At 67.4% G+C, this 25,546-nt stretch carries 31 protein-coding genes and 1 tRNA gene; 10 read left to right on the forward strand and 22 right to left on the reverse strand.

All coding sequences use genetic code 11. The features are described from left to right. The 4 genes from I2487_RS11880 to I2487_RS11895 form a co-directional block, all read right to left on the reverse strand. Positions 1 to 194 (reverse strand): hypothetical protein (locus tag I2487_RS11880; RefSeq protein ID WP_207173056.1); only part of this gene is annotated, 194 nt, incomplete at its 3' end. Continuing rightward, positions 191 to 685 carry a RusA family crossover junction endodeoxyribonuclease gene (locus I2487_RS11885; RefSeq protein WP_207169676.1) on the reverse strand — a complete coding sequence of 165 codons (495 nt, stop codon included), beginning with the start codon at positions 683 to 685 and terminating at the stop codon, positions 191 to 193. The genes I2487_RS11885 and I2487_RS11880, both read right to left, overlap by 4 nt. Then, positions 666 to 1,172: a hypothetical protein gene (locus tag I2487_RS11890; protein WP_207169675.1), complete on the reverse strand. Its 507-nt coding sequence runs from the start codon at positions 1,170 to 1,172 to the stop codon at positions 666 to 668. The genes I2487_RS11885 and I2487_RS11890 overlap by 20 nt, the downstream gene beginning before the upstream one ends. 253 nt (positions 1,173 to 1,425) lie before the next feature. Continuing rightward, positions 1,426 to 1,620 carry a hypothetical protein gene (locus I2487_RS11895; RefSeq protein WP_207169674.1) on the reverse strand — a complete coding sequence of 65 codons (195 nt, stop codon included), beginning with the start codon at positions 1,618 to 1,620 and terminating at the stop codon, positions 1,426 to 1,428. 27 nt (positions 1,621 to 1,647) lie between these two features. Here I2487_RS11895 and I2487_RS11900 point away from each other — a divergent pair, with 27 nt between their 5' ends. Next, positions 1,648 to 2,139, forward strand: a complete 492-nt coding sequence (locus I2487_RS11900) for a hypothetical protein (protein WP_207169673.1) — start codon at positions 1,648 to 1,650, stop codon at positions 2,137 to 2,139. Here I2487_RS11900 and I2487_RS11905 read toward each other — a convergent pair. The 11 genes from I2487_RS11905 to I2487_RS15885 form a co-directional block, all read right to left on the reverse strand. Continuing rightward, positions 2,116 to 2,424, reverse strand: coding sequence for a hypothetical protein (locus I2487_RS11905; RefSeq protein WP_207169672.1), 309 nt, complete (start codon positions 2,422 to 2,424; stop codon positions 2,116 to 2,118). The two genes, I2487_RS11900 and I2487_RS11905, sit on opposite strands and share 24 nt — an antisense overlap. After that, positions 2,421 to 2,723: a hypothetical protein gene (locus I2487_RS11910; protein WP_207169671.1), complete on the reverse strand. Its 303-nt coding sequence runs from the start codon at positions 2,721 to 2,723 to the stop codon at positions 2,421 to 2,423. Before I2487_RS11910 ends, I2487_RS11905 begins: the two co-directional genes overlap by 4 nt. 30 nt (positions 2,724 to 2,753) lie before the next feature. Then, positions 2,754 to 5,360 (reverse strand): phage/plasmid primase, P4 family, encoded by a 2,607-nt coding sequence (locus tag I2487_RS11915; protein WP_207169670.1) that lies wholly within the window; start codon positions 5,358 to 5,360, stop codon positions 2,754 to 2,756. Positions 5,361 to 5,409: 49 nt separating this feature from the next. After that, entirely contained in the window at positions 5,410 to 5,727 is a 318-nt protein-coding gene (locus tag I2487_RS11920; RefSeq protein WP_207169669.1) for a hypothetical protein, read from the reverse strand. A gap of 95 nt (positions 5,728 to 5,822) precedes the next feature. Next, entirely contained in the window at positions 5,823 to 6,521 is a 699-nt protein-coding gene (locus tag I2487_RS11925; protein WP_207169668.1) for a hypothetical protein, read from the reverse strand. Positions 6,522 to 6,591: 70 nt separating this feature from the next. Continuing rightward, positions 6,592 to 7,419 (reverse strand): hypothetical protein, encoded by an 828-nt coding sequence (locus I2487_RS11930; RefSeq protein WP_207169667.1) that lies wholly within the window; start codon positions 7,417 to 7,419, stop codon positions 6,592 to 6,594. After that, positions 7,416 to 7,880, reverse strand: coding sequence for a hypothetical protein (locus I2487_RS11935; protein ID WP_207169666.1), 465 nt, complete (start codon positions 7,878 to 7,880; stop codon positions 7,416 to 7,418). Before I2487_RS11935 ends, I2487_RS11930 begins: the two co-directional genes overlap by 4 nt. Then, positions 7,877 to 8,071: a hypothetical protein gene (locus tag I2487_RS11940; protein ID WP_207169665.1), complete on the reverse strand. Its 195-nt coding sequence runs from the start codon at positions 8,069 to 8,071 to the stop codon at positions 7,877 to 7,879. The genes I2487_RS11935 and I2487_RS11940 overlap by 4 nt, the downstream gene beginning before the upstream one ends. Continuing rightward, positions 8,068 to 8,388 (reverse strand): hypothetical protein, encoded by a 321-nt coding sequence (locus tag I2487_RS11945; protein WP_207169664.1) that lies wholly within the window; start codon positions 8,386 to 8,388, stop codon positions 8,068 to 8,070. The genes I2487_RS11940 and I2487_RS11945 overlap by 4 nt, the downstream gene beginning before the upstream one ends. A gap of 325 nt (positions 8,389 to 8,713) precedes the next feature. Beyond that, a complete protein-coding gene (locus tag I2487_RS15880) occupies positions 8,714 to 8,950 on the reverse strand; it encodes a helix-turn-helix domain-containing protein (RefSeq protein WP_036476681.1) in 237 nt (78 codons plus the stop codon). Beyond that, positions 8,947 to 9,204 carry a helix-turn-helix domain-containing protein gene (locus I2487_RS15885; RefSeq protein WP_207169663.1) on the reverse strand — a complete coding sequence of 86 codons (258 nt, stop codon included), beginning with the start codon at positions 9,202 to 9,204 and terminating at the stop codon, positions 8,947 to 8,949. Before I2487_RS15885 ends, I2487_RS15880 begins: the two co-directional genes overlap by 4 nt. 142 nt (positions 9,205 to 9,346) lie before the next feature. Between I2487_RS15885 and I2487_RS11960 the strand changes: the two genes are divergently transcribed. Both I2487_RS11960 and I2487_RS11965 read left to right on the forward strand, forming a co-directional pair. Beyond that, entirely contained in the window at positions 9,347 to 9,634 is a 288-nt protein-coding gene (locus I2487_RS11960) for a helix-turn-helix domain-containing protein (RefSeq protein ID WP_036476684.1), read from the forward strand. 17 nt (positions 9,635 to 9,651) lie between these two features. Further along, positions 9,652 to 10,998: a tyrosine-type recombinase/integrase gene (locus tag I2487_RS11965; RefSeq protein ID WP_207169662.1), complete on the forward strand. Its 1,347-nt coding sequence runs from the start codon at positions 9,652 to 9,654 to the stop codon at positions 10,996 to 10,998. A 19-nt stretch (positions 10,999 to 11,017) separates the two neighbouring features. Here I2487_RS11965 and I2487_RS11970 read toward each other — a convergent pair whose 3' ends face one another. From I2487_RS11970 to tmk, 6 genes are all read right to left on the reverse strand, one after another. Continuing rightward, a complete protein-coding gene (locus I2487_RS11970; protein ID WP_207169661.1) occupies positions 11,018 to 11,863 on the reverse strand; it encodes a hypothetical protein in 846 nt (281 codons plus the stop codon). 176 nt (positions 11,864 to 12,039) lie between these two features. Next, positions 12,040 to 12,115 (reverse strand) — tRNA-Thr (locus I2487_RS11975). Positions 12,116 to 12,181: 66 nt separating this feature from the next. Then, complete coding sequence (locus tag I2487_RS11980; RefSeq protein WP_207169660.1) at positions 12,182 to 13,216, reverse strand: universal stress protein; 1,035 nt, start codon at positions 13,214 to 13,216, stop codon at positions 12,182 to 12,184. A gap of 119 nt (positions 13,217 to 13,335) precedes the next feature. Continuing rightward, positions 13,336 to 14,919: an alpha/beta fold hydrolase gene (locus tag I2487_RS11985; RefSeq protein ID WP_207169659.1), complete on the reverse strand. Its 1,584-nt coding sequence runs from the start codon at positions 14,917 to 14,919 to the stop codon at positions 13,336 to 13,338. Further along, complete coding sequence (locus tag I2487_RS11990) at positions 14,912 to 16,069, reverse strand: DNA polymerase III subunit delta' (protein ID WP_207169658.1); 1,158 nt, start codon at positions 16,067 to 16,069, stop codon at positions 14,912 to 14,914. Before I2487_RS11990 ends, I2487_RS11985 begins: the two co-directional genes overlap by 8 nt. Then, positions 16,066 to 16,719, reverse strand: a complete 654-nt coding sequence (gene tmk / locus I2487_RS11995; RefSeq protein WP_207169657.1) for a dTMP kinase — start codon at positions 16,717 to 16,719, stop codon at positions 16,066 to 16,068. Before tmk ends, I2487_RS11990 begins: the two co-directional genes overlap by 4 nt. Before the next feature lie 101 nt (positions 16,720 to 16,820). Between tmk and I2487_RS12000 the strand changes: the two genes are divergently transcribed. From I2487_RS12000 to I2487_RS12010, 3 genes are all read left to right on the forward strand, one after another. Next, the gene (locus I2487_RS12000; protein ID WP_345941419.1) at positions 16,821 to 18,200 is read left to right on the forward strand and encodes a trans-sulfuration enzyme family protein; all 1,380 of its coding nucleotides are present in this window, start codon (positions 16,821 to 16,823) and stop codon (positions 18,198 to 18,200) included. Positions 18,201 to 18,209: 9 nt separating this feature from the next. Beyond that, a complete protein-coding gene (locus I2487_RS12005; RefSeq protein ID WP_051501343.1) occupies positions 18,210 to 18,521 on the forward strand; it encodes a DUF2516 family protein in 312 nt (103 codons plus the stop codon). Between the two features lie 99 nt (positions 18,522 to 18,620). After that, positions 18,621 to 19,367, forward strand: coding sequence for a phosphoglyceromutase (locus tag I2487_RS12010; RefSeq protein WP_207169694.1), 747 nt, complete (start codon positions 18,621 to 18,623; stop codon positions 19,365 to 19,367). Positions 19,368 to 19,454: 87 nt separating this feature from the next. Here I2487_RS12010 and phoU read toward each other — a convergent pair whose 3' ends face one another. Continuing rightward, entirely contained in the window at positions 19,455 to 20,108 is a 654-nt protein-coding gene (phoU, locus tag I2487_RS12015) for a phosphate signaling complex protein PhoU (RefSeq protein WP_207169656.1), read from the reverse strand. Positions 20,109 to 20,278: 170 nt separating this feature from the next. On the opposite strand from phoU, the gene I2487_RS12020 reads away from it, so the two are divergent. From I2487_RS12020 to mgtE, 4 genes are all read left to right on the forward strand, one after another. Continuing rightward, entirely contained in the window at positions 20,279 to 21,544 is a 1,266-nt protein-coding gene (locus I2487_RS12020; protein ID WP_207169655.1) for an ATP-binding protein, read from the forward strand. After that, positions 21,541 to 22,221 (forward strand): response regulator, encoded by a 681-nt coding sequence (locus tag I2487_RS12025; protein WP_207169654.1) that lies wholly within the window; start codon positions 21,541 to 21,543, stop codon positions 22,219 to 22,221. The genes I2487_RS12020 and I2487_RS12025 overlap by 4 nt, the downstream gene beginning before the upstream one ends. A 56-nt stretch (positions 22,222 to 22,277) precedes the next feature. Further along, positions 22,278 to 23,972, forward strand: a complete 1,695-nt coding sequence (gene purH, locus I2487_RS12030) for a bifunctional phosphoribosylaminoimidazolecarboxamide formyltransferase/IMP cyclohydrolase (RefSeq protein WP_207169653.1) — start codon at positions 22,278 to 22,280, stop codon at positions 23,970 to 23,972. 182 nt (positions 23,973 to 24,154) lie between these two features. Beyond that, positions 24,155 to 25,489, forward strand: a complete 1,335-nt coding sequence (gene mgtE / locus I2487_RS12035; protein WP_207169652.1) for a magnesium transporter — start codon at positions 24,155 to 24,157, stop codon at positions 25,487 to 25,489. Positions 25,490 to 25,546 lie beyond the last annotated feature (57 nt).

A 25,546-nucleotide genomic window follows, 5' to 3' on the forward strand; every position in this document is an offset into this window, starting at 1 on the left:
GTGGCGGGGAAGGACGCGAGGTTCGGGTCGGCCCGCTCGGCGAGGACCTCGGCGTCGGCCTGTGCTCGCTGCTCGGCGGTGAGGTCTGTCTGCTTCCAGGGGCGGGGGGTGCCCTTGTGGCGAAGCTCGGCGAGCGGGTCGTGTGCGTCGAGTAGCCAGGTGGCGGTGGTGGTGATCTGGGCGGTGGTGCTCATGCTGTGTGCTCCTGCAGGTCTCGGATGATGATGTGCGCTCCGGGGGTGCGGGTGTCTGCAAACTGCTTCCAGGTGGATCCTCCGACGATGTTGGAGTCGTCGATGATGACCCCTGAGCTGGTGAGCGCGTCATTGGTGGCGCGCTCGAGCTTGTCCTTGTCGGGTTTCGTGGTGTGAAAGGTGGGGGCTGCGTCTCTGAGCAGGTCGGCGTATCGGCCGGTGCGGTAGTGGCCTTTCGGTCGGGTGAGGTAGCAGATGATGTCGACCGCGATGGGGCCTCGGGGTGCTTGCCAGCCGGTCTCCTCGGCGGCGGCGATAGCTGCGTCTCTTACGTCTTGCCGCCAGCTCTTGACCTTGTCGCCGGCGGACTCGATCAGCGCGACCTTGCCGGTGTGCTTGCCGCCTTTCTTGATCGCGATGCCTTTCTTGGATCCCTGGGGGGCGGGGATGCCGCGGACCGTGATGTGGAGTTCAGAAGGGGATGTGCTCATTTGCTGGGTCCTCTCTGCGGGGTGGGGTGATGAAGCCGGGGAATCGTGCGCCGCACTGGTGGGCGGGGACTACCGGGTGCCGGCGGTCCATGTGCATCCGGTCGCGCGGGTCCAGGTTCGCCCGGCTCGGTGCAACGTTGGCGTCATAGGTGCGTCGGCCGGCGAGGAGCACCGCGGTCTCCTCTGCGGGGCTGAGCGGGGTCGGGTCGACTGTGGCGGTCATGGCTGCTCGGTCATCGTCGAGGCCGGTGAGGACTATCGCTCGGCACCGCTGGCAGTAGTGGAATTCGGCTTTCCTTTTATGCCTTTTCGTCGTCCCGTTTTCGTTGAGCTGAACCGTGATCCAGTCGGGCAGTTTTCCGCCGTCGGGGTGGTCGAAGCCGGGCTTGGACCTGTCGGCGGCTGCGGCGGGGACCTGAACACCGAGGTCAAGTTCGAGCTGCTCGCCGTCGGTCCCGGACCAGGGGTCGAGTGGCACAAGTGGCACAACTTTCCCTTTGTGCTCGTCTACTGTGCTTTTACCCTTCATCGGCCCTCATTCACCTCTCACTCTTATATGTCTACCTTTTTGAAAGTTGTGCCACTTGTGCCACCTAGGAACGAAGATCGTTGTTATGGCGGGGATGCAGCCGGTGGCACAAGGGGTGGCACAACTAGTGGCACAACTTTCGGTGAAGGAGTTGTGCCACCCAGGCCTCCGGGGGCGGGTGGCACAACTTGTGGCACAACTCTGCGGCGCCTCATCGTTGTGCCACCGCCCGCTGGAGCCTGCTCGCGGTCACATGCATGGTCGTGTAGATGCTCTTCGGCCGACCGGTGCGCACGATCGCGATCGTCCCGTTGTCCCGCATTTCTTCTATCTCCCACGGCCGCTTTTCCTTGTCCGTTTTCAGGTTCACGATGGTCCCGGTGTCGAGTCCCGCGGGGCTGCTCATGTGGGGCGCCTCCAATAGGGTGAGGTGATGGATTGGATGAAGGTTTACGAATTGGCGATCCCGTTGATTGCAGCGCTATTGGGCGCGACGGTTGGCTCTGTCGTGACGTGGCTGGTGCATAGGTCAGATCGCAAGAGGCAGGAACAGCAGTTCGCGCGGCAGGAAGCGAGGGCGTTCCGAGCTGCGGTCGTCCACCTGCAGTCCGCAGTGCTTGATATCGGTGGCTCTCAGGTGGTGAGTGCACTCCCCGGGAAGGCGAAAACGATCCAGGCGAGGGCTTACGGCGTCATGGCTGCGCTGCCCGAGAACGCTCCGGAGGGTCTTCGGGAAAACCTCGATTGGGTGGCGGCTGTCGCGCGAGCGATGGAAGCCCCGTCCTACCCAACAGACTGGCGGAAGCGATTCGTCGCAGGAGTGGCGAAGGCGCTGACGAGCGGATCTCCGGAATCGGTCGACACTGATCTCCATGAAGTGGTGGCTGATTTCCGTGCGCGGTCAGAGGAATCCAGAAGTGGATGATTGATGCTCGATTCGCTCCTGGTGGCTGAAGGTGGGGCGGAGGTCGGTGCGGCCCTGCTCGGCCGCGGGGCTGATATGGACCTCGGGGTTGGAGAACAGGTGCCGGCTGCTGCTGCGGTGGCGGAGGGCGACGCTGCTGCGGTGCTGGTCGGCAGTGTGGTGGCGGCAGGTGTGGCGGGTGGTGCAGATCCCGTGTGGGGTCCAGCAGCAGTTCCGCTGGCAGGGAGTGTCGGTGATCTCGGTCATGGGGTCCTGGTCCTCTCCTGTGGTGTGTGGGGTGGTCATGATGCGGCGATGTCCTGGTCGGGGGTCACCTGGTGCATGCTGTGGCCGGGTCGGGGTCCGTGCTGTGGGCAGTAGTGGCGCTGCCCGCGGCCTGACCAGAGGGTCCAGCCGGCGGCGTGGAAGTGGGCCCGCATCCTGGTGCGGGCGTCGCGCTCGGCCCGCCGGTTAGTGCCGTCGAAGTCCTCGGCCTCGATCCGGCTGCCGGCCTGGACGACGTCGCCGCTGAAACCCTCGGTGCATCCTCTGGCGTCGCAGGTGTAGGTGATCTGCAACAGCTTGTGTGTCTCGAAGTGCGCCATGGGGGGGGGTGCCTTTCGGGGTGGGGGGGGTCAGTCTTTGAAACGGTCGAGGGTGTCCTGCTGGCCCTCGGTGCTGCGCAGCAGGACGCCGCCGTAGAGCCGAGCGCCGCCTGCGCCTTTCGGGGCGTCGCGGCCGGTCTGGATTCCGTGCCGGGCGAGGTGTGTGGTGAGCCGGCGTCCGCCGAGGGCGTGCTCGCCGTTCTCCTGGCACCACCGTTCGTATGCGGCGCGGAAGTCGGAGACCCGGGTGGCCTGGTCGGTGTAGCTCTCGCCGGTGAAGCACTCCTCCGCGAGGAACTGGCCGACGGTGTCTGCGCTGGCCGCATATTTCTCGGTCTCCTGCTGGACCGCTGCGGGCTCCTGGCCCAGGCCCTCGGCGGCGTAGCGGACCGCGCCGTCGATGATCCACTGGAGGATCGCGGGGGTGTGCTCGGTGCGCAGCCGGATCGGCAGCTCCTCGTCGACCTCCTCCGCGGGGACCGTGTGCGTGAAGGGGATCAGCCGCAGCCGGCGCCAGAATGCTTCGCCCCCGGACTCGACGGCCGGCTTATCGTTGCCCATCAGCCACAGGTGGTGTGTGGGCTCGAATTCGAAGAAGTCCTGGTGCATGTGGCGGGCGGTGACGGTGTCGCCGCCGGTCAGCTCTTTGACCTTCTGCTCGTCGAACTTGTCTTTTTGGTTGACCTCGGAGGTGATCACGAACCGTCGGCCGGCGAGGTCGGCGATGCTGGTGGTGTGCTCCGGGTAGGGGGTGGACATGAGGAAGTTCGCGGGGGCCTTCCCGGCGTAGGTGCCGAGCGCGTGCTTGATCGTTTCGAGGAACACGCCTTTACCGTTGCCGCCTCCGCCGTGGGCGAAGGGCAGTATGTGCTCGCGCACCTCGCCGACCGCGCTGTAGCCGACGAGCCGCTGGATATAGTCGCGGACCTCCTGCTCGGGGAAGGTCTGCGCGAGGAATGTCAGCCAGGGGCCCTGGTCGGCGTCGGGGTCGGGTGCGCAGGTGGCGCTGCGGGTGTGGAGCCGTTCGGGGTCGCAGGGCCCGATGGTGCCGGTGCGCAGGTTCACGATTCCACCGGGGGTGTTCAGCTCCCAGGCGTGCTGGTCGAGGTCGTCGGTGGCGACGCTGATCTTCGGGTCGGTGCGGGTGGTGTTGAGCATCGCGGAGAGGCCTCGGTCGGAGAGGCTGTATCGCTTGTGCCGCAGCACCTTGTCTTTGTCCTCATTGCCTACCCGCTCCGGCAGCCGGCGGGCGGTGTCTTTCGCCAGCTCGCGGGCCCTGCCGCCGTGGGTCGGCTGGGACTCCCACTGGTGGCCGTTCCACACCATCCACTTGCTGCGGTCGGTGTGATATCGAATTCCCTGCCCGTGGCGGTCCATGAGCGCGTTGGCGTTGGAGTCGTCGGTCAGCGCGAGCCCGTAGCCAGCGACCGGCTCCAGGTCGGGTTGGTCCTCGGTGTCTCGCTTGGCCTGGTGCTCTGCGAGGTCGACCACCTTGCCGTCGGTGCCGGTCGCCGCGGACCCCGGGGGGGCTGCCGGGGCTCCTGGTGTCGTGGGCGCTGCGGTGGTCGGTGTCTCCGGTGGTGTCAGCTGCGGCCGTGCGGGCTCGCCGTATCCGTCTTTGCGGAGCTGCGCGGCTGCTGCGCTATGGTCCCCGCCGTGGTGGAGGACCGCGTAGGCGCCGAACTTTGTGATCGGCTCCTCGGTGGGGAACTCGGTACTGGTGGTGAACACGAAGAGCCGATCGCGGTCCTCGGCGTGGCCGGTGGTGGCGGAGAACCCGATGCTCTTGCCCGGCCGGCGCCAGTAGCTGGTGGTGCCGCGGGTAAATACGTGTGTCCAGCCGGCGGGGCCGAGGAGGTCCTGCCAGCTGGTCTGTTTCTCGAAGTGATCGCCCGGCGTGGACCCGTCGGCAGGGTTGGCTGCCGGTGCGGTGGTGTGCCCATCGGCTGCGGCGAGGATGCCGGTGAGCCCGCTGCCGCCGGCGGTGCTGCTGGTGGCCTCGGTGCGGCGCATGTCCATGATCCCGAACAGGGCGTGGAGTGCTTCGCGCTCCTCGGCGTCGATGGTGGCCATGGTGTCGGGCCCGCCGGTGATCGTGACCCAGGGGCGCCCGGTGTCGTGGGCGTCGCCGCCGGTGGGGGCTGCGACGAAGTAGCCGCCGGTGCCGCGGGTCTCGGCAATGGTGGGGTAGGTGCGCCGGCCGTTGACGAAGTGCGCCTCATCCTGGGCGAGTTTCGTGTTGCCGGGCACCTCCTGGCCGCGGACCCGGTATATCCAGTGCAGCCCGCCGGAGGGTGACTGCTGCAGCCAGCCGGCCGATACGCGGGCCCATACGTCAGCGAGCCCGGTCTCTGCTGCGCTGTTGGCGAGGTCGGGGGCCAGCTCGGCGTAGTCGCCTTCAATCTCGAGGAGTTCGATGTTGCCGCTGCGGGTGCCGGCGACGATGCCGAGCGCAGTGTGGCGGGGCCGGCCCGCGCTGTCGGTGGTGCCGAACCAGTGGTCGAGGTCGTCGAGGGTGGGGGTGGCGTCGGGCCAGGCGCTGATCGCTGGTCGTTTGGTTCCGTCGGCGTGGACGGGGATCACGTTGATGCCGTGGCGGTGTAGCTCGGTGGCCGCGGCGTGGAGGCTAGTACTCATGGTGTCCTGTCAGGTGCTCCTCGGTGGTCTGTGGTCGCGGGGCCCGGGGTTAGCGCAGCGGGGCTACGTCGAACATGACCTGATTGACGCTGGTGATCGTTTCTCCGCAGGGCCCGCACCTGAATGCGCCGTTGGTCTCTAGGAACTGCATCCATCCGGAGCGGGTGTAGAAGAGGTGCTTGCCGCACCAGATCGCGGGGGTTGGTTCGCTGGTGTCGCAGGTGTGGACGCGGAGGCTGTACTCGGCCGGCCGGGGGCAGGCCGGCTGCGTTCCCTGCCAGGGGCCGGGGTGGCCGACTTCGCACTGGGGGTTGATGCTGTCGAGGAGCTGCTGGGCGGTGTCAGCGGCTCCGGTGGCGTTGGTCATGGTGCGGCTCTCCTGGTGGCGCGGTGGTCTGGTGCGGGCCCGGTGCGCGGCTTGCACGCGCAGCCCAGCGTGGGTACTGGTCCGGGCCGTGGGGGTCAGGGAAGGTTGCGCAGGCTGGCGACGACCGTGGCGTCGATGCCGGTGGCGTTGGCGATCGTCATGTCGTCGAGCCCGAGGCCGACCATCTGCTTCGCCTTATCGACCGCGGCCGGGTCGACCTGCGGCTGCGCTGCGGGCTGGGCCTGCTGCTGGACCGCGGGCTGCTGCGCGACCTGCTGTGCCTGCTGCGCGGGCTGCTGCTGGCCGGTCACCTCACCGGTGGCGGTGTTGACCTGCTGCCCGCCGCCAAGGGCGAGGCCCGCGTCGGCGCTCGGCTGCCGGTAGTCATACGAGAAGAGCTTTTCGTCGTTGAGCCGGGGGTTATCCGAGGGCCGGTCGTGGGTGTGGGCAGCCTTGAACCAGCCGCCTTCCCGCACATCGGTGTCTCCCGCGGCGCGGACCGCTCCGATGAGGGCCTGCTTCTGCTCTCCCCACCACTTGACGTAGATCGCCCGCTCGGTGGTGCCTTTCCACTCCGGGTCCTGGTGGGGCTGCCCGGTGTCTACGACGATGCGCACCTGCTGCTTCGGGTTGCCGTCGTCCCAGGTCTCGAGCTTGTTCGGGTCCTCATAGTTGCGGCGCTGCTGGATATCGGCTGATACCACTCGGCCTTCCACGCTGGTGCCTGCCGGGGTTTCCTTCGTGAACGCGGAAGGGGTGCCGCCGGTCTGTGCGATAGCGTCTGCGAGGCTCATTCTGGGTGTTTCCTTTCGGGGTACTTATTGGGACCCCCGGCCGATGCCCGGGCCGGGTCGGGTGGTGTGTCTACGCGGTGGCGAAAAGCTCCGCGGTGGTGGAGGCCGGCGCCTGTTTCTCGAACCGGGTGCCGGTGTTGCACCAGTCGCAGAACCGGTAGTCGCAAGGGCTGTACAGCGCCAGCGCCGCCTCGATGCCGAGGCTGCGGCGCAGCTGCTCCAGCTGCTCGGTGCGCTGCAGCGTTTCCCACGCGACCCGCGGGTTATAGGGCTCCGACCAGAGGTAGGTGTCGGTGAGTTCCCCTTCCCGCGGGAGGAAGGCGATCATGACCATGTCGACCTGCCAGCCGTCCTCCGCCCAGCCCTTTCCGTAGAGGTGAGCCTGTTTGCGGTACTGCTCCGAGGGGCCGTGGGCCCGGTATTTCTTCATCGACGACTTTCCGATGATCTTGTGGTCGATCACCGCCTTCCCCCAGGTGTCGTAGAGGTCGGTGCTGCCGTCGATCTCCTGGAACCCGATCGTGCCTACGGTGACCCGCTCCTCGGTGAGGTAGCGGCCGGGCTGGGACCCGTCCTCGGCCGATACCGTGTTGAAGGTGCGTTCCAGGTAGTCGTGGACCGCGGTGCCGATCGTGGGCTTCCACGGAACGTCTGCCCGCTGCGGGGGCCGGTCTCCGTTGAGCCGGTGCAGGATCGCCCGGCGGCAGTCCTGGCCCATCTCGGAAGGCCCGATCCGTGTCTGCTGCGACCGGGGCTGGTTGACGATGCTGCCGATGATCACGTCGAGGTACGTCTCGCCGACCGCGGTAGCCTCATCGGCCATGCGGTGTGCTCCGCTGTTGGAGGAGTACAGGATCGGGTGATCGACCCCGGTGCTTGTCCTGGCGGTAACCGTCATGGGGTGCTCCGGGCCTCGTCGAGCGCGTTCCCGAAGGCGTGCAGCGCCTCGATGCGGTAGCCGTCGCCGGCGGTGTAGTCGCCGGGGTGCGGCAGGTTCGCTGCGGCGAGGAGGTTCCCTACTTTATGGAGCAGGTCGAGCGGGCGGCTGTAGTCCTCATCCTCGCCAAGGAGGACCGCTATCTCGACCGCCGCGTTGGCGAGATTGTCGAGGGCCCTGGTGGCCTGCTCCGGCTGTGTGGGGGAGGGCAGCTGGTCGTCCCGGGCCTCGGCCTCGGCTACGTCCTCCCGATACCAGCCGCGCAGGGTACTGATCACGTCCATAGGCTCGGCGCCGAGGTCCACGCTGCGGCGCGGTGCTGAGCCGGTGGCAGCTGCGCGACCTGTGGCCCGGGTGATATCTGCGTATCCCTCAATGGCGAACTGTGTGGGGCCCAGGATGGGGGTGGGGCGGTTGCTCATGCGTGCTGCTCCGTTCCTAGTGGGGTTTCGCGGGCGAGAGTGACGGTCGCGTAGATCGCTAGCCCTGCTGCGGCGAGCTGGGCGCCATTGATCGTGGGGGTGGCGAACCCGGCGACAATGAAGGCCGTGCTGGCCGCGAGGGCGAGGACCGCGAGCGCGGTGCGGCGCCGGTGCCTTACTGCCGGACTCACTTGATGCTCACTTTCTTGTCACCCTCGGTGGACAGGGCCTCGACCTCTTTGGGGGAGAGGTGGCGGCGAATCTCTTTGGTGTCGGGGGCGGTCTTGTAGAACTCCGGCCGCTGCGTCACCGGGTACTGCTCCGCGAAGCGCTTGGAGTCCAGCCGGCCGTTACGGCTGATCTGGACCTGCAGGCCGGCGAGGTCGTGTGTGCCGTAGTCCAGATCGCGCAGGACCTTCTTGATGTCGTCCATGCGGGCGAGGTCGGGCTCGACGTTGGCCTGGAGCGCGGCGTACTCGCGGACAAGCTCCTCATGTGTGCTGGTCATCGTGTGAGTCCTTTCCTGATGGGGTGTCGTGCTCCGGTGGTGGGCAGGAGGGGCTCGGCCTTCAACTCGGTGGCGAGCGTCTCCCAGACGCTCATGTCGTGCAGGACCGGCATCTGAACCAAACCGCCTGCCTGGTGAGCTGTATTTAGCTCACCTTGGTCAGGCGAAAGCCGCCGGGGGGTGCCGGTGCTTTCCTCCTGGACGGGTGCGGGTGTTTCTGGGAGCGCTGCGCTGGCGTTGCGCATGTACAGGCTGGCCATTCGCGGCTGCCCGGTGCGGAGGCAGTGCTGCGCTCGGTCGATCAGTTCCGCTGGCGTGCTGGGGATCATGCGGCAACCCTGCGGCTGCGGATGTAGGTGCTGAGGTCCTCTGGGAGGACTCTTGTCTTCGGTCGAAGGTTGCTGCCGATGTGAATGGCGGGGATGCTGCCGTCGGCGATCCGGGCGTACACAAAATCTTTGCCCGTGCCCAGCTGCTCGGCTACGTCTCGAACGGTGAGCAGTAGGCGGGGGGTGGGTGGGGTGGTGTCCCTGCTGAGTGGTGTTGCTGGTGCGGGGATCATGCGGGGGCTCCTTCCGGGGGTGCGTATAGGGCCTGCGGACTAAGTTCCAGGTACTCGCTGATGCGCTGAATTTCTGCGAGGGTGAAGTCGTGTTTTCCCGCAAGCCACCGATGCGCGGTCCGGGTGCTGATCTGTTGGCTACGCGCAAATTGGTAATGGTGGACGTTCTGCTCTGCCAGTGTTGCTCTAAGAAGCCCTGCTAGCCGTCGTGAACTTTCGGGGACCGTCTGGGGGGTTCGGTGTCTATCTGGCATATCTTTACGCTAAACCATATTTAGCTCAGCTCTCAACTTTATAGTTACACCCGTGTGTTTATAGCTCACAAGCTCGCCAAGCGGTCCTGTTTAGGACGCTATAAGGTTCACTGAGCTAAAAACTGGTGTTAGGATCACGCTCATGGTTAACGACAAAGAAATAGGGTCATTGGCCCGCGCCGCTGTGCGCGAGATCCGTGCCCACATGGCACGCCAGCAGCCCCCCATGACAGGACGTGACCTCGCCGACCGCACCGGTCTCAGCCAGAACTACGTCGCGCGCCGACTCCGCGAGGACATCAGTCTCACATTGAACGATATGGAAGTGATCTCGTCTGCCCTTGGCTTGGACCCTGGCCGACTGTTCGCCAACGCTGTCGAATCCGCTAAGGCCGACGAAGCCGACCGCATCAGGCGCACCGCCGAATAGATTGGGGGGAGCCCCGCATGGCTACTCGCAGGAATAACCGCGAGGGTACGAAGCCGTACAAGACCAAGGATGGCCGGTGGCGCGCGGACTTCACTATCGGCTACGACCCCACCACCGGGGCCCGGCAGCGGAAATCCGTATATGGCAAGACCCAGGCCCTCTGCTCCGCTCGGCTGCGCGAGGCGCTCCGGTTGGTAGAGGACGGTGTCGTCATCCCCGGTAAAGCACCGACCCTCTGGGAATGGCTGGAATTCTGGCTCTACAACATCGCAGAGGACAAAGTCCGGCACACCACGTTCCGCAGCTATGAGTCCATGCTGCGCAAATGGGTGCGCGATCGCCGCCTGGCTAGTATTCGCCTCGACAAGCTTCAGCCGGAGGACTTCGAGGTCCTCTATCGGCACATGCGCGATTGCGGGCTAAAGTCTGGTTCTATCGTGCGGCTGCACCGGGTCCTCGCCCGTGCATTGAAGGTCGCCGTGCAGCGTAAACGCCTCGGCCGGTCCCCGCTCGAGATGGTGGAATCCCCGAAGGGCAACGAGGACAAGCCCTTCGCCGCCGAGGTCCTCACTCCTGCCGAAGCGCGCGACCTCATTACCGCCGCAGGTGAGTTCGCCCTGGCCGACGGCGTGCGGTGGATGTACGGGCTGACCCATGGCCCTCGGCAGGGTGAAGCGCTGGCCCTCGGCTGGGACAAGGTCGACCTCGAAACAGGCCGCATCGAGACCGACCGCTCGCTCTACCGGCGCCGCTGGCAGCATGGCTGCTCCGACCCCGAGAACTGCCCAGGCCCGGGCGGCAAGGCCCGCTACTGCCCACAAGCCCACGGGGGTGGTCTGTACTTCGGCGTAGTGAAGTCCAGCGCCTCGACCCGGACGAACTATCTGCCGGCCCCGCTGTTGGAGAAGTTCCGTGCTCTGCATGCGCAGCATGTCGAGGCGGGCCGGCCCAGCTACACCGACCCCGCCGGGGCCTCCGTGGAGCTTGTGTTCCACCAGGGCGATGGTCGGCCGTGGACCTCCGAAGCCGACCTGGACCGGTGGCGTGCCTTCCTCGCCTCCGTAGGTGTCTCGCCTATGCGGGTCCACGATCAGCGGCATACGGCCGCGACGATGCTGCTGCTGCAGGGCGTGGACAAGCGGGTGGTCATGGAGATGATGGGCTGGTCGCAGATGTCAATGCTCAATCGCTACCAGCACGTCATGGAGGAGCTGCTGCGCGAGGCCAGCGGCAAGATGGGCGACGCGCTGTTCGGAGGCTCCTCGGCGCCCGAACCAGAGCCCACGCCGCCCCCTGAGCCCGAGCCCGAGACCGATTCCACGGTGGTCAGCTTCGCGGACTTCGCGGCCCGCCGTGCAGGCTAGCCCACTCCGCCATTGCCGCTTAGTCGGCCGAGGTGAGAGTCACGGTCTCGAGGCCGATGTCGTCCCCATACACTTCCAGAAATAGCTCTCCGCCTGGATCTGCGTTGGGGATGGACACCACGTAGTGGCTCATCGAATCTGGGGCGAGCGAGAAGCTGCCGATGTGACCGTCGGAGGACGACTGCCGCCCCTCGGCCCCCCTGTAGCTCGCCAGTGGCATCTCTAGCTCTCGGTCGCCACTGCGCATTTCGTATCCGACCAGGAGGTGGCTGTCGTTCGCGTTTCTGTATGCGGCCACGAGTTTGAATGTCGAACCCCCTGGTCCCTCCACTTCCTCGCCAGTTCCCATCTTCAAGCGGTCCGCTAGATTTCTGTCCTGAATCTGGAAGTTGGTGATTCGGCCCTCGTCACCCTCGAAGTCCGTGTACGTCGAGCATCGCTCCTCGCCGTCGGCCGTTGCGCACATCTCGAAGCCTCCATCGATGTCGTCGACTCTGTTGACATCGGCTGCGGGGAGTCCGCCGTCAATTGCAGCTTCTTCGGAGTGACGGAAGTAGGTCAGATAGTTGGCCGCAGGGGAGTCCTCGACGACTAGGTCGCGCGCATTCTCCAAGTCGGAAATTGTGGAGCTTGCTATGGCGCTGACGAACGACTCGATGTCGTCGTCGGAGGGGAGGTCTGGATCCGTAGGGGGCTCTGACTGCTCCGGGGTATCGCTGGCGGCGTCCTCGGTGGGAGGCTCTGTCTGAGTGTCGGGCGAGCCGCTCGCAGTCTCCTCCGGTGCGGGAGAGGCGAGTTGGTCGTCAGAACACGAAACCGCGAGAAGGGCTACGCCAATGAGGATTGCGGGCGCGGAACGTTTCATGGGCCTCTCCGAACTGTCGAGTGATTGCTCCCAATCTACTTGACCAGCGGGTTTGTGGATCTAGAACTTTTGGGTGCGAAACCAATAAAGGCCGTCAGAAAGGCCGTCAGGACGAAAAGGGCCCCTCTGGGAATCTTCCCGGAGGGGCCTACTTCGTTGATTTGGCGGGGTTTTTGTGGAGCCGCCTGCCGGAATCGAACCGGCGACCTATTCATTACGAGTGAATCGCTCTACCGACTGAGCTAAGGCGGCGTGGCGCCGCGGTGGGGCGCACGAGGATCTACTGTACTGTGGCACCCCACCGCGGTCAAAGCTCGCTCAGTCGTGGGCGGGGACCACCATCACGGGGGCCGTCGCGTGGTGCAGCAGCTCTCGGGAGACCGAGCCCAGCAGCGCGCTGCGCATGCCTCCGTAGCCGCGGGTGCCGACCACGGTCAGCTGTGCCCGGCCGCTCATCTCCTGGAGCACGTTGACCGGGAAGCCCTCCTCCACGGTCCCGATGACCGAGAGCTCAGGGAACTGTGCCTGGACCCAGCCGACCTCCACGTCGAGCTCCTTGTTCAGATCATCCACCCGGGTCTGGACCATCGCCCGCTCGCGTCCTGCAAGCTCCGGGTACCACATCGCGGCCGTGGTCAGTGGCGGCAAGGCCATCACCAGGTGCAGCCGGGTGCCGTGGCCGATGGCGGTCCGGGCGCCCTCCACCGCGGCTCGCCGGGAGTGCGGTGAGGCGTCGATGCCGACCACCACAGGCCGGGTGTCGGCGGTGCTGATCGCCTCGGCACCCTCGCCCACGCTGGCCTCATCGGTGTGCGGGACCACCACCGTGGGGGAGTGGGCATGGCCTGGCAGGGCCGCGGCCACCGATCCCAGGATCCGCCCGGTGAACCCGCCGCGGCCGCGGCTTCCGACCACGCACAGCTCCGCAGAGCCTGAGAGGTGGACCATCACACCGGCTGCGTCGCCGTGCTCCAGCCGGTAGGTGACCTGTCCGGGATGCCCGGCCAGTCGTTCCTTCGCCACGTTCAGGGTCTTCTCGGTCGCCTGCCGCGCCAGAGTCTGGCCTCCGGCATCCGGGAAGCTCTCAAGGTACCCGCTCACCGCCGGGGGGATGGTGAAGGAGCTCACCACGGTCAGAGGGAGGCCGCGGAAGTGTGCCTCTCGTGCCGCCCAGCGCAGTGCCGAGGTGGCGTTGGGTGAACCGTCGAACCCGACCAGGACCCCGAGCGGGCGTGGGGCTCGAGTCTGTTCATCGGCCGCCGTCGGCTCCGGCGCGAGGGTGGTGCGAGCATCGTGCGTTGGGGTGGAGTCGGGTGAGGTCGCTTCGGGAGTGACTGGAGCTTCTGAGTTCATGGCAGCGTCCTAACGCAGATCAGCTGAATAGGGCCGATGATTCAGAACTGCCGTATGGACGTCATCGTCACCGGTACTGAAGAGTCTACAAGGCCATTTCTACAAGCGGTAGAAAAAGTTCAGCAGTCGGTCCGGCCTTCGTCCAGCTCCCCGCCGATCAGGTAGCCGTCCACTGCCTCATCCACACAGCCGTTGCCCGCACGGTAGGCGAGGTGTCCCTCGCCCTCGCGGATGATCAACGAGGACTGCGGCACCTGCTCATGCATGTTCTCCGCCCATTCCACCGGGGTGGCCGGGTCACCGGTGGTGCCGATCATCAGCAGTTCGTCCACCTCGCCGAGCTCAGGGTCCCAGGGCTCGGACACGTTCTCCGAGGGCCATTCTCCGCAGATCACCGCGCGGTGCCCGAGGTAAGGCCCGAAGGTGGGCGCCTGCTCGGAGACCTCCTCGAACTCGGCGTCGATCTGGTCCTGGTCCTGCGGCATCGGGTAGTCCAGGCACATCACGGCATTGAAGGCGAAGCTGTTGATCCACTCGTAGCTGCCGTCGGGGCTGCGCCCGGCCTGCAGGTCCGCGAAGTACTGGAACATGGTGAAGTCCTCCTGGCCCAGGGCCGCGGACATCGCCTCAGAGAGCACCGGCCAGGCCTCGCGGCTGTACATCGGGGTGATGAATCCGCTCACCAGGGTGGAGACATTGATGGTGCGCCCGTCCGCTCCCTGCTCCGGGGTCTCGGCGACTCCAGCGAAGAGCTCCTGCACACCCTCGATGACCTCCTCCACGGTCTCACCCGCGGGACAGGTCTCCTGCTCGATGCACCACTGCGCGTAGTTCTCCAGCGCCACCTCGAAACCGAGGGCCTGGCCCCTGTTCAGCTCGTGGGCATCGATCGAGACATCGAGCATCCCATCCAGCACGAAGCGTCCGACCCGGTCGCCGTAGTGCTCGGCGTAGGTCATCCCCAGCTTGGTGCCGTAGGAGAAGCCCAGATAGTTCATCTCATCCTGATCCAGCACGGCCCGGATCACGTCCATGTCCCGGACCGCCGAGAGCGTGTCCACGTGCCCGAGCAGGGCGCCGCTCTCGGACTCGCACTGGGCGGCCAGCTCGGCGGCCGCCTCGCGGGCCTCGGAATAGGAGGAGGCGTCGTCGAGCTGCTCCTCGGTGACCTGCTCGCGGTATTCATCCATCTCGGCGTCGTCCAGGCAGGTCACCGGGGCTGACCGGTGCACCCCGCGCGGGTCGAAGCCGATGATGTTGTAGTGCTCGATGAGCTCCTCGCTGAAGGCCACCGAGAGTGAGTCTGCCACCGCGTCATAGCCGGAGGAGCCGGGTCCGCCGGGATTGGTGAGCAGATGCTCGGCGTCGTCCCCGCCGGTCTGGGAGCTGATGATCCGGATCTCGAGATCCTCCTGCGCCCCCGGCTCGTCCCAGTCCATCGGCACCGTGACATCTGCGCACATCATGGTCTCCTCGCAGGAGGTCCACTCGATGTCCTGGTCGTAGTACGCGGTGTAGTCCTCGGCCGCGCCGGGGGGCTCATCTGCGGGCACCGAGGTGGCGGTGACCGGCTGGTCCTGCTCCTGCGCCGCACCGGAGTCAGACTCCTCGCCGGAGTTCACGCAGCCCGAGAGCAGCAGCGCGGCGGCCGCGGTGAGGCCGACCAGCCGCAGCCTGCGGGGAAAGAGCACATTTTCAGGCACGGGACCTCCCGGGTAGGAACTGCATCATCAGGGCCTCCATGGCCAGGAGCGGGGGGACATTCTGGGTGATCCGGACCCGGGCGGCGTTGATCGCGTCGAGTCCGGCGAGGGTCTGCTCGGCGCTGAGCGACTCCGCATAGCGTTGCAGCTCCTCACGCAGGTGTTCATTGATCAGCTCCGCGCCGGTGCCCAGCTTCAGGCTCAGCACATCCCGGAAGACCGCGGTGAGATCGATCAGCGCGCGATCCAGGGAGTCCGCGACGGCGCGCTTGGCCCGCCGGGTGTTCTCCTCCTCCAGCTTCTTGAACTGGCTGCGCAGCTTGGGCGGGATCTTCTCCTCGGCGTCGAGCCCCAGCGACCGGCGCAGCGAGGCCTGCTCGGCCTCCAGCCGCGCCGCCGCGGTGCTGGCGGCATCCGCCTGGGTCATCTCCACCAGCGAACCCGCAGCCTTGATCGCAGCCGAGGACGAGGTCAGCCGCAGCGGCAGCGTGACCACCTGCTCACGACGACGACGCGCCTCCGGGTCCCGTGCCAGCCGGCGCGCCACCCCGATGTGGTTCTGCGAAACCCGGGCGGCGAAATGCGCCTGCTCCTCGTTCAGGCCGTCCCGGGTGGTCAGCAGCTGGGCCACCGCAGCGGTGGGCGGGATCCTCAGGCTCACCAGCCGGCAGCGCGAACGGATGGTCACCAGCACATCGGCCGGGCTCGGCGCGCAGAGCACCCAGAGGGTATGCGGCGGCGGCTCCTCGATGGCCTTGAGCAGCACATTGGTGGCGCGTTCGGTCATCCGGTCCGCGTCCTCGACCACGATCACCCGCCAGCGCGCGCCCTGCGGCTTCTCCTGCGCAGTGGTGATCAGCGCACGCACATCCTCGATCTTGTAGGTCACGTTCTCGGTGGAGACCAGCTTGACCGAGGGGTGGCTCTCCGCGGCGACCAGCCGGCAGGACCGGCACTCGCCGCAGCCCCGGGCCGCCGGTTCTTCCTGCTCACAGTTCAGCGCCGCCGCGAAGGCGCGCGCGGCGTTGGAGCGCCCCGAGCCCGGGGGACCGGTGAACAGCCAGGCGTGGGCCGGGGTGCCGGATCCGGCCGCGCGACGCAGCTGTTCGACGACGGCGTCCTGCCCGACCAGCTCGGTGTAGACGCTCATGAGTTCAGCAGCTCCTGACTCAGCAGCTCCTGGACCCGAGTGCGGATCGTGGCCTGCAACTGCTGCGCGGGTCCGGAGGCATCGAGCACCAGATAGCGGCCGGGGGCGTCCTCGGCGCGGGTGAGGAAGGCGTGGCGGAGCCGGTCATGAAAGGCGTCCTCGGCGGATTCGATCCGATCCGAGCGCCCCGCGCGGCCCTCACGGCGGGCCCGGGCGGCGGCCGGGTCCAGGTCCAGCAGCACGGTCAGGTCTGGCTGCAGCCCGCCGGTGGCGAAGCTGTTGATCGCCGCCACCGCCTCGGTTCCGAGCTCGCGGCCCTCACCTTGGTAGGCGACCGAGGAGTCCACGTAGCGGTCGCAGAGCACGAAGCGCCCGGCCTGCAGCGCGGGCTCGATCCGCTGGACCACGTGGGCGGCGCGTGAGGCGGCGAAGAGCAGCGCCTCGGTGCGTGGATCGATCTCGCCCTGATCGTGCTCCAGCACCAGCGAGCGGATGCGCTCGCCGATCGCGGTGCCGCCGGGCTCGCGGGTCCGCTCATAGGGCACCGCCTGCTCCTGGAACCAGGACTCGAGCAGGTCCAGTTGGGTGGTCTTGCCGGCGCCGTCGCCGCCTTCGAAGGCGACGAAGGCTCCGCGTCTGAGATGGGTCACGCGTCCAGCCTACCCAGCCCCAGGGACACAGAGAGGACACGCAGTTCTCTCGCGCAGTCCGCACACCCGGACCGTCACCGGCGCTGGGGTACCGTAACGGTGTGAACCAGCATGAACGCACCTTCGTGGTCAACGCGGGCCGCGGCCCTCATGGACCGAACCAGCCCGTCAACGTTCCCGTGGACTTCACCTCCACGTACTCCTACCGGCCCGGTGTGCATGCCGCGAAGGACTACGCCCGGGAGGGGATGCCCTCCTGGGAGCCGCTGGAGGAGCTGCTGGCCCAGCTCGAGGCCGGCACCCGCACGACCTCGCAGTCCCAGGGTCTGATCACCACCGCCGAGGAGCACCCGGTCCAGGTGCTGCCCGGCCTGCTGTTCTCCTCCGGGATGGCCGCCATCTCCGCCGTGGTGCACCTGCTTCCCCTCGGAAGCCACCTGATCATGCCGCGACACAGCTATATGGGCTTCTCCGCGCTGGCCCAGCAGATGGCGGACCAGGGTCTGCTCACGCTGCACCGGGTGGACATCGCCGACACCGAGCAGGTCACCAGCACGCTGCACGACGTCTCCACCCTGGCCAGCGCCCAGGACGCGTCGGTGATGCTCTGGGTCGAATCCCCGACCAACCCGATGCTGGAGATCGCGGATCTCCCCGCGGTGCTCTCAGCCGCGAAGAAGCGCGGGGTGCTCACCGCGGTGGACAACACCTTCGCGACTCCGCTGCGCCAGCGCCCACTCCTGCATGGAGCCGATGTGGTGGTCCACTCGGTCACCAAGTTCCTCTCCGGACACTCGGACCTGATCATGGGCGTCGCGATCACCGGCGACCCGGAGATCCACGCCCGGCTGCACCAGCACCGCACCCTGCATGGCGCGATCCCCGGCCCCATGGAGGTCTTCCTCGCGCTGCGCGGCGTGCGCACCCTCGCGGTGCGCCTCGACGCCTCAGAGTCCAGCGCCGGCGAGCTGGCCCGCCGGCTGGATGAGCTCAGCCAGGACGCCGGACTGCCGCTGCGCAAGGTCAACTACCCGGGGCTCGCGGCACACCCGCAGCACCAGCGCGCCGCCGAGCAGCTCGGCGGTTTCGGCGCGATCCTGACCATCGAGCTCGACGCCGACCAGCCAGATCCCGCCAATCCCGCCGGTCCCGCCGAGGCCTCCAGGCCCGCCGAGCAGCCCGATCCCGCCGGAGACCTCCGCGCTGCCGGCGCACCGGAGACCGGGCGGCGGATCTCCAACCAGCGCAGCGAGGCCGAGGTTGCCGACGCCGTGCTCAGCGCGCTCACGCTCTGGACCCCGGCCACCAGCCTGGGCGGCGTGGAGTCCCTGGCCGAGCGCCGTCGTCGTCATCCCGGTGAACCCGCCTCGGTCCCCGACGGGCTGATCCGCCTCTCGGTGGGCATCGAAGATGTGGAGGATCTCTTCGCCGATCTGCTCAACGCGTTGCGCACCGCCGCAACCGGGGAGCCCATCCGATAACATCGGGGTATGCAGTCTCCCCTCTCTGATATCTGGATCTTCGTCCTGCAGACCGAAGCCTGGATGCATCTGGCCTTCGCCCTGGTCTGCCTCGGGCTTGCCATCGTCGCGCTGGTCAAGTGCATCCCGAAGAACGCGCAGCGCTTCGACATCGCCTTCAAGCGGACCAAGGGGTTCTGGCTGGGCATGACCGGCGGTGCCGTGGTCCTCGCGCTGCTCGGCGCGGCCGGAGCCGGTCCCTTCGGTCTGATCTTCCCGGTGGCCGCGGCCTGCATGGCGATGGTCTACCTGACCGACGTCAACCCCGAAGTCTCCGACTGAGCTTTTCCGTGCGGCCTGTTCCGATCGTCCTGAACCGGGGCCGCTGACCGCACCCCTGTGCCGATTTCCATGTTCGACTCCGAAAGGGAGACCACTCCTATGGCCTATGACCTGATCCTGCTCCGCCACGGGCAGAGCGACTGGAACGAGAAGAACCTGTTCACCGGTTGGGTGGATGTGCCGCTGACCGCGCTGGGCCGTGAAGAGGCCGCGCGCGGCGGAGAGCTGCTCAAGGAGCACCAGCTGCTGCCCGACGTGGTGCACACCTCGCTGCTGCAGCGCGCCATCACCACCTCGCACCTGGCGCTGGAGACCGCGGACCGGCTCTGGATCCCGGTCAAGCGCGACTGGCGGCTCAACGAGCGCCACTACGGCGCGCTCCAGGGCAAGGACAAGGCCGAGACGCTGGCGCAGTACGGCGAGGAGCAGTTCATGATGTGGCGCCGCTCCTACGACACCCCGCCGCCGGAGATCGCGGCCGACGACGAGTTCTCCCAGCTGGGGGATCCGCGCTACGCCGATCTGGGTGACGCCGCGCCGCGCACCGAGTGCCTCAAGGACGTCGTGGACCGGATGCTGCCCTACTGGGAGTCCGCCGTGATCCCCGATCTGCGCGAGAACAAGACCGTGCTGCTCGCAGCCCACGGCAACTCGCTGCGCGCGCTGGTGAAGTACCTCGACGGCATCTCCGACGAAGACATCGCCGGGCTGAACATCCCCACCGGGATCCCGCTGCACTACCGGCTGGACGAGGACCTGAAGCCGCTGAACCCCGGCGGCACCTACCTCGACCCGGAGGCCGCCAAGGACGCGATCCAGGCCGTGGCCAACCAGGGCAAGAAGTAAGGGCAAGAATCAGCGGGCATAGAAGCAGCCTGTAGAGCAGAAAATCCCCTCAGACATCGGATGATGTCTGAGGGGATTTTTCGTGGGTCACCGCTCGCGGGAGTCCCAGGCGCCGGTGACCAGGTAGTCCACCTTGTTCGCCACCGAGACCCCGTGGTCTCCGAAGCGTTCGAAGAACCGGCTCACCAGGGTGGAGTCCACGCTGGTGGCCGCGCTTTCCTGCCAGTCCTGGGCGGCCACGGTGGTGAACACCGAGGCGTGGAGGTCATTGAGCTGTTCGTTGAGTGCATGGATCTCCGCGACCAGGTGCAGGTCGCGGGTCTCCAGCAGCGTGATCAGCCGCGAGGAGATCTGCGTGGTGAGCTTTGCCATCTTCTCGAAGACCGGGTGCAGCGCGTCCGGGGCCACCCGGTCGGGATAGCGCATCCGGGCGAGCTGGGCGATGTGCCGCGCGAGATCGCCCATGCGCTCCAGCGAGGTGCTCATCCGCAGCGCACCGACGATCATCCGCAGGTCCGAGGCCACCGGGCCCTGCAGCGCAAGCAGCTCGATGGCCTTCTCGTCGAGCTCCACCTGCAGCCGGTCGATCTGCGCGTCGGCGGCGATGACCTCCTCCGCCAGCTGGAGATCGGTGGTGTCGAAGGCGGTATAGGCCTTCTCCATCGCGGTGTGGACCAATGTTGTGATCTGGATCAGCTGCTCACCAAGGTTGATGAGGTCTGCCTGAAAGAGCTTTCGCACGTGTTTGCGTTCCTTTCCCGCCGTGGAGTATCCCGACATTGAATCCTTGCCGGTGCAGATGAACACCAACGAAGTCAGCAGTCGACGCGCAGGTGAACGCTGGTTGAACCCTGGGAGCCGTTGTCGCCATTTGGCTCCGCCCACCCGGCGTCGGGCCTAAGCTGTAGGACGTGGATCCCCTGCTCATCGCCGCACTGTCCGGCGTCGTCGGCCTGGCACTGGGCGTCGTCGGCATGTATGCCTTCCGTGTCAGCGAGAAGCAGCGCGGCGCGGGCATCGACGTGGACGAACCCTTGATGCCCGCCGGCGCCACCGAGGTGCTCGCCTCGCTGGGCCTGGCCTACATCGTCGTGGACACCGTGGACGGGGTGGTGCGCGCGAATCCCGCCGCCTACGCCTTCGGGCTGGTGCGCGGGCATACCGTGGTCCACCAGCAGCTGCTCAACCTCACCGCCCGGGTCCGCGGCGACGGGGTGATCATCGACCAGGAGCATGAGCTGGCGCGCGGACTGCAGGGGGAGACCTCCCTGGTGGTGCACCTGCGCGTGGCCCCGCTGGGCGATGAGTACATCCTGGTCCTCGCCGATGACCGCACCGAGTTCTCCCGGATCGAGGCGGTGCGCAACGACTTCGTCGCCAACGTCTCCCACGAGCTGAAGACCCCGGTCGGGGCGATCTCGCTGCTGGCCGAGACCATCGAGGACGCCGCCGACGACGACGTCGCGGTCCGTCGATTCACCCAGCGGCTGCACAAGGAGTCCCGCAGGCTCGCGGCGCTGGTCCAGGACATCATCGAGCTCTCCCGGGTCCAGGGCAAGAACGTGGTCCACGCCGGACGGCCGGTGGACCTCGAAGACGTCATCGCCGACGCCGCGGACCGTTCCCGGCTGCCGGCGGAGTCCAAGAACATCGAGCTCAAGATCGGCGGCACGCTGCCGCACCGGGTCCACGGCGACGCCGATCAGCTCGCGATGGCCTTCCGGAACCTGATCGACAACGCGGTGCGCTATTCCCCGGAGTCCACCCGGGTCGGCATCGGGCTCTCCAGCCGCGACGGGATCGCCCAGGTCACCGTCACCGATCAGGGGATCGGCATCGCGAAGGAGGACCAGGAGCGGATCTTCGAGCGCTTCTACCGGGTCGACGCCGCCCGTTCCCGGCAGACCGGGGGCACCGGGCTGGGCCTGAGCATCGTCAAGCACGTGATCACCAACCACGGCGGCGAGGTGGCACTGTGGTCCCAGCAGGGGAAGGGCTCCACGTTCACCGTGCGCCTGCCCGAGCTGGACGAAAGCCTCGACACCTTAGAAGGGCTCGTCCGCGGCGCGTCCGGGCTCGCCGAGACATCCGATCGCACCGCCCCACATGGTCCTGCATCGCGTCACAGTGCAGCGAATCCGGCCCCCACACGGGCCGGCGAAGGAGGAAACGCGTGACCAGAATTCTGCTCGTCGAGGATGAGCCCTCATTCTCGGAAGCCCTGTCCTACACCCTGGAGAAGGAGGGCTACGACGTCGTCGTCGCCGAGAACGGCCTCGACGCGGTCGAGATCTTCACCCGCGAGGGGGCAGACCTGGTCCTGCTGGACCTGATGCTGCCCGGCCAGTCCGGCACCGAGGTGTGCCGTCAGATCCGGCTGCAGTCCAATGTTCCGGTGATCATGCTCACCGCGAAGGACTCCGAGATCGACAAGGTCGTGGGCCTGGAGCTCGGAGCCGACGACTACGTCACCAAGCCCTATTCCTCCCGCGAGCTGCTCGCCCGGGTCCGTGCGGTGCTGCGCCGGAGGGTCGAGACCGAGATCGACGACGGCTCGATGGTCACCGCAGGACCGGTCAGCATGGACATCGAACGCCACACCGTGGAGGTCGCGGGCGCCCCGCTGAGCCTGCCGCTGAAGGAGTTCGAGCTGCTCGAGATGCTGCTGCGCAACGCCGGACGGGTGCTCACCCGCGGCCAGCTCATCGACCGGGTCTGGGGCTCGGACTACGTCGGAGACACCAAGACCCTCGACGTCCACGTCAAGCGGCTCCGGGCCAAGATCGAACCCGACCCGTCCCGCCCTGAGTTCCTGATCACAGTGCGCGGGCTGGGCTACAAGTTTGAGTCCTGAACCGGGTCGGTAGACTGGCCCAGGTCCCCAAGCGTCGTCCCCTCACAGGAGTGTGCATGAGCATCGTCAGCGATCCCGCAGCGCAGAACACCACCGCGGCTGCACCCTCTGCCACCTCCGGAGGCCCGTCGCGCCAGCCGATCCGACGCGCCCTGATCTCGGTCTATGACAAGACCGGGCTCGAGGACCTCGCCGCGGGACTGCATGCCGCCGGCGTCGAGATCGTCTCCACCGGCTCCACCGCCAAGCGCATCGCCGCCTCCGGCGTCCCGGTCATCGAGGTCTCCGAGGTCACCGGCTTCGCCGAATGCCTCGACGGCCGGGTCAAGACCCTGCACCCGAGGGTGCACGCCGGAATCCTGGCCGACCGCCGCCGCGAAGACCACCGCGCGCAGCTTCAGGAGCTTCAGATCGAGCCCTTCGACCTGGTCGTGGTGAACCTCTACCCCTTCGCCGACACCGTCGCCTCCGGCGCCGCCGAGGACCAGATCGTCGAGCAGATCGACATCGGCGGCCCCTCCATGGTCCGCGCCGCCGCCAAGAACCACGCCTCCGTCGCGGTGGTGGTGGACCCGCTGCGCTACCACGACGTCGTCACCGCAGCCGGCGCCGGCGGCTTCAGCCTCGCCGCCCGGCAGCGTCTGGCGGCCCTGGCCTTCGCGCACACCGCCGCCTACGACACCGCCGTGGCGCGCTGGACCTCCCAGCAGTTCGACGACGACTTCGACGCCGCCTCGGTGCCCGCCTCGCCGCTGAGCCGCACCGAGAAGAAGAAGCTGAACTTCCCGCCCTACGCCGGGCTCGCGCTGCAGCGCCTGGACACGCTGCGATACGGCGAGAACGCCCACCAGCCCGCGGCGCTCTATGCCGACTCCAGCGCCGGACCGGGCCTGGCGCAGGCCCAGACCCTGCACGGGAAGGCGATGAGCTACAACAACTATGTCGACGCCGACGCGGCGGTGCGCACGGCCTTCGACTTCGCCCAGCCGGCCGTGGCGATCATCAAGCACGCCAACCCCTGCGGGGTGGCCGTGGGCGCCACCGTGGCCGAGGCCCACCGGAGCGCGCATGCCTGCGACCCGCTCTCGGCCTTCGGCGGCGTGATCGCCGCCAACCGCACCATCACCGCGGAGATGGCCAAGACCGTCTCGGAGATCTTCACCGAGGTCGTCGTCGCCCCGGCCTTCGAGGAGGAGGCGCTGGCGATCCTGACCAAGAAGAAGAACATCCGGCTGCTGCGCCTGCCCGAGGGGCACCGGCGCGACCGGGTGGAATATAAGCAGATCTCCGGAGGCATGCTGCTGCAGGCCTCGGACGCCGTCGACGCCGAGGGTGACACCACCTCCGGCTGGAAGCTGGTCTCGGGCGAGGCCGCCGAGCCGGAGATGCTCGCCGACCTCGACTTCGCCTGGCGTGCGATCCGCTCGGTGAAGTCCAATGCGATCCTGCTGGCGAAGAACCAGGCCACCGTCGGGATCGGCATGGGCCAGGTCAACCGGCTGGACTCCTGCCGGCTGGCCGTGCAGCGGGCGAACACGCTCGCCGGTGACGGTGTGGAGCGCGCCCGCGGATCCGTCGCGGCCTCCGACGCGTTCTTCCCGTTCGCCGACGGGCTGCAGAGCCTGATCACCGCGGGCGTGCGCGCCGTCGTGCAGCCCGGCGGGTCCCAGCGTGACGAGGAGGTCATCTCGGCAGCCCGCGACGCCGGCCTGACCATGTACCTCACCGGGACCCGACACTTCTTCCACTGACCCTCTGATCCGCTGATCCTCTGACCTGCGGATCCACTGACCCGCGGATCCACTGATCCACGGGTCGACCACCATTGATCCACCACCACCGCTGATCTGATCCGCGGCCGCGGAGCACCCCGCCCTCGGCACCGGACCTGATCGCCCTATGCCTGCTCGGCACCCTCGAAAGGGTGGAACCTGTGAACGAAACGCTCGACGAGCTGGAAGACATGATTCGCGACGAGCGCCTCACGGAGCTGCGTCGCGCCCTGGACGAGCTCAACGTCGGCGACGTCGTCGACTTCCTGGAACGCCTGGGCGTGAAGGACCGTGCGGTGGTCTTCCGGCTGCTCTCCAAGGGTGTCGCGGTGGAGGCCTTCGACCTGCTGGACCAGTCGCTGCAGGGCGAGATCATCGAAGGCCTCAAGGACGCCGAGGTCGCGCACTACTTCGAGTCGCTGGACCCCGATGACCGGGTCCGGCTGATGGATGAGATGCCGGCCTCGGTGGCCCGCCGAATGATGCGGCATCTGGATCCGCGAGAGCGCAGCCTGACCAACATCGTGCTCGGCTACCCCAGCGGCACGATCGGGCGCCAGATGAGCCCGGAGTTCGTCGCAATCCCGGAGCACTGGACCGTCGCAGAGGCGATGGAGAAGGTCAGCAAGGCCGGGGAGGACGCCGAGACGCTCTATACCCTGCCCGTGGTGGACGCAGGACGGCTGCTCAAGGGCGTGGTCTCGCTGCGGGACCTGGTCAGCAGCAGCAGCGAGGTGCTCGTGGTGGACCTGATGCGCGAGGCGGATTCGGTGGACGCCGACCACGACGCCGAGGACGCCGCCCGCATGTGCGCCGACCGCAAACACCTGGCCGTGCCGGTCACCGACTCCGAGCACCGGGTGGTCGGGATCTTCACGGTCGACGACGCGCTGGACATCCTCGAGCGCGCGGAATCCGAGGACGCCGCCCGCCACGGCGGTGCCGAGCCGCTGAACCGGCCCTATCTCTCGACGCCGGTGCTGCAGATCATGCGCTCACGCGTGGTGTGGCTGCTGGTGCTGGCCCTGGGTGCCGCGCTGACCGTGCAGGTGCTCGACGTCTTCGAGGGGACCATCGAGGCGATGGTGGTGCTCAGCCTGTTCGTGCCGCTGCTGATCGGCACCGGAGGCAATACCGGAAACCAGGCCGCGACCACGGTCGTGCGCGCGCTGGCGCTGGGCGACGTGGGCACCCGCGACGTGTTCAAGGTGCTCTGGCGCGAGGTCCGCGTGGGCATGACGCTCGGCGCCACCATCGGCGTGCTGGGCTTTCTGGTCGCCGGCCTGTTCTACGGCTGGGACATCGGCACCGTGATCGGACTGACCCTGTTCGCGATCTGCACCCTCGCCGCATCGGCGGGCGGACTGATGCCGCTGCTGGGCAAGAAGCTCGGCGCAGACCCGGCGGTCTTCGCCAATCCGTTCATCTCCACCTTCGTGGACGCCACCGGGCTCATCGTGTACTTCATGATCGCCCGAGCCGTGCTGGGAATCTGAGCGCCCAGGCCGGAAGGGCCATCTGGGGTAGATTTGTGACCAGGGAAACACATAAAA

The sequence above is a fragment of the Nesterenkonia sp. E16_10 genome (assembly GCF_017347085.1).
Taxonomy (GTDB): domain Bacteria; phylum Actinomycetota; class Actinomycetes; order Actinomycetales; family Micrococcaceae; genus Nesterenkonia.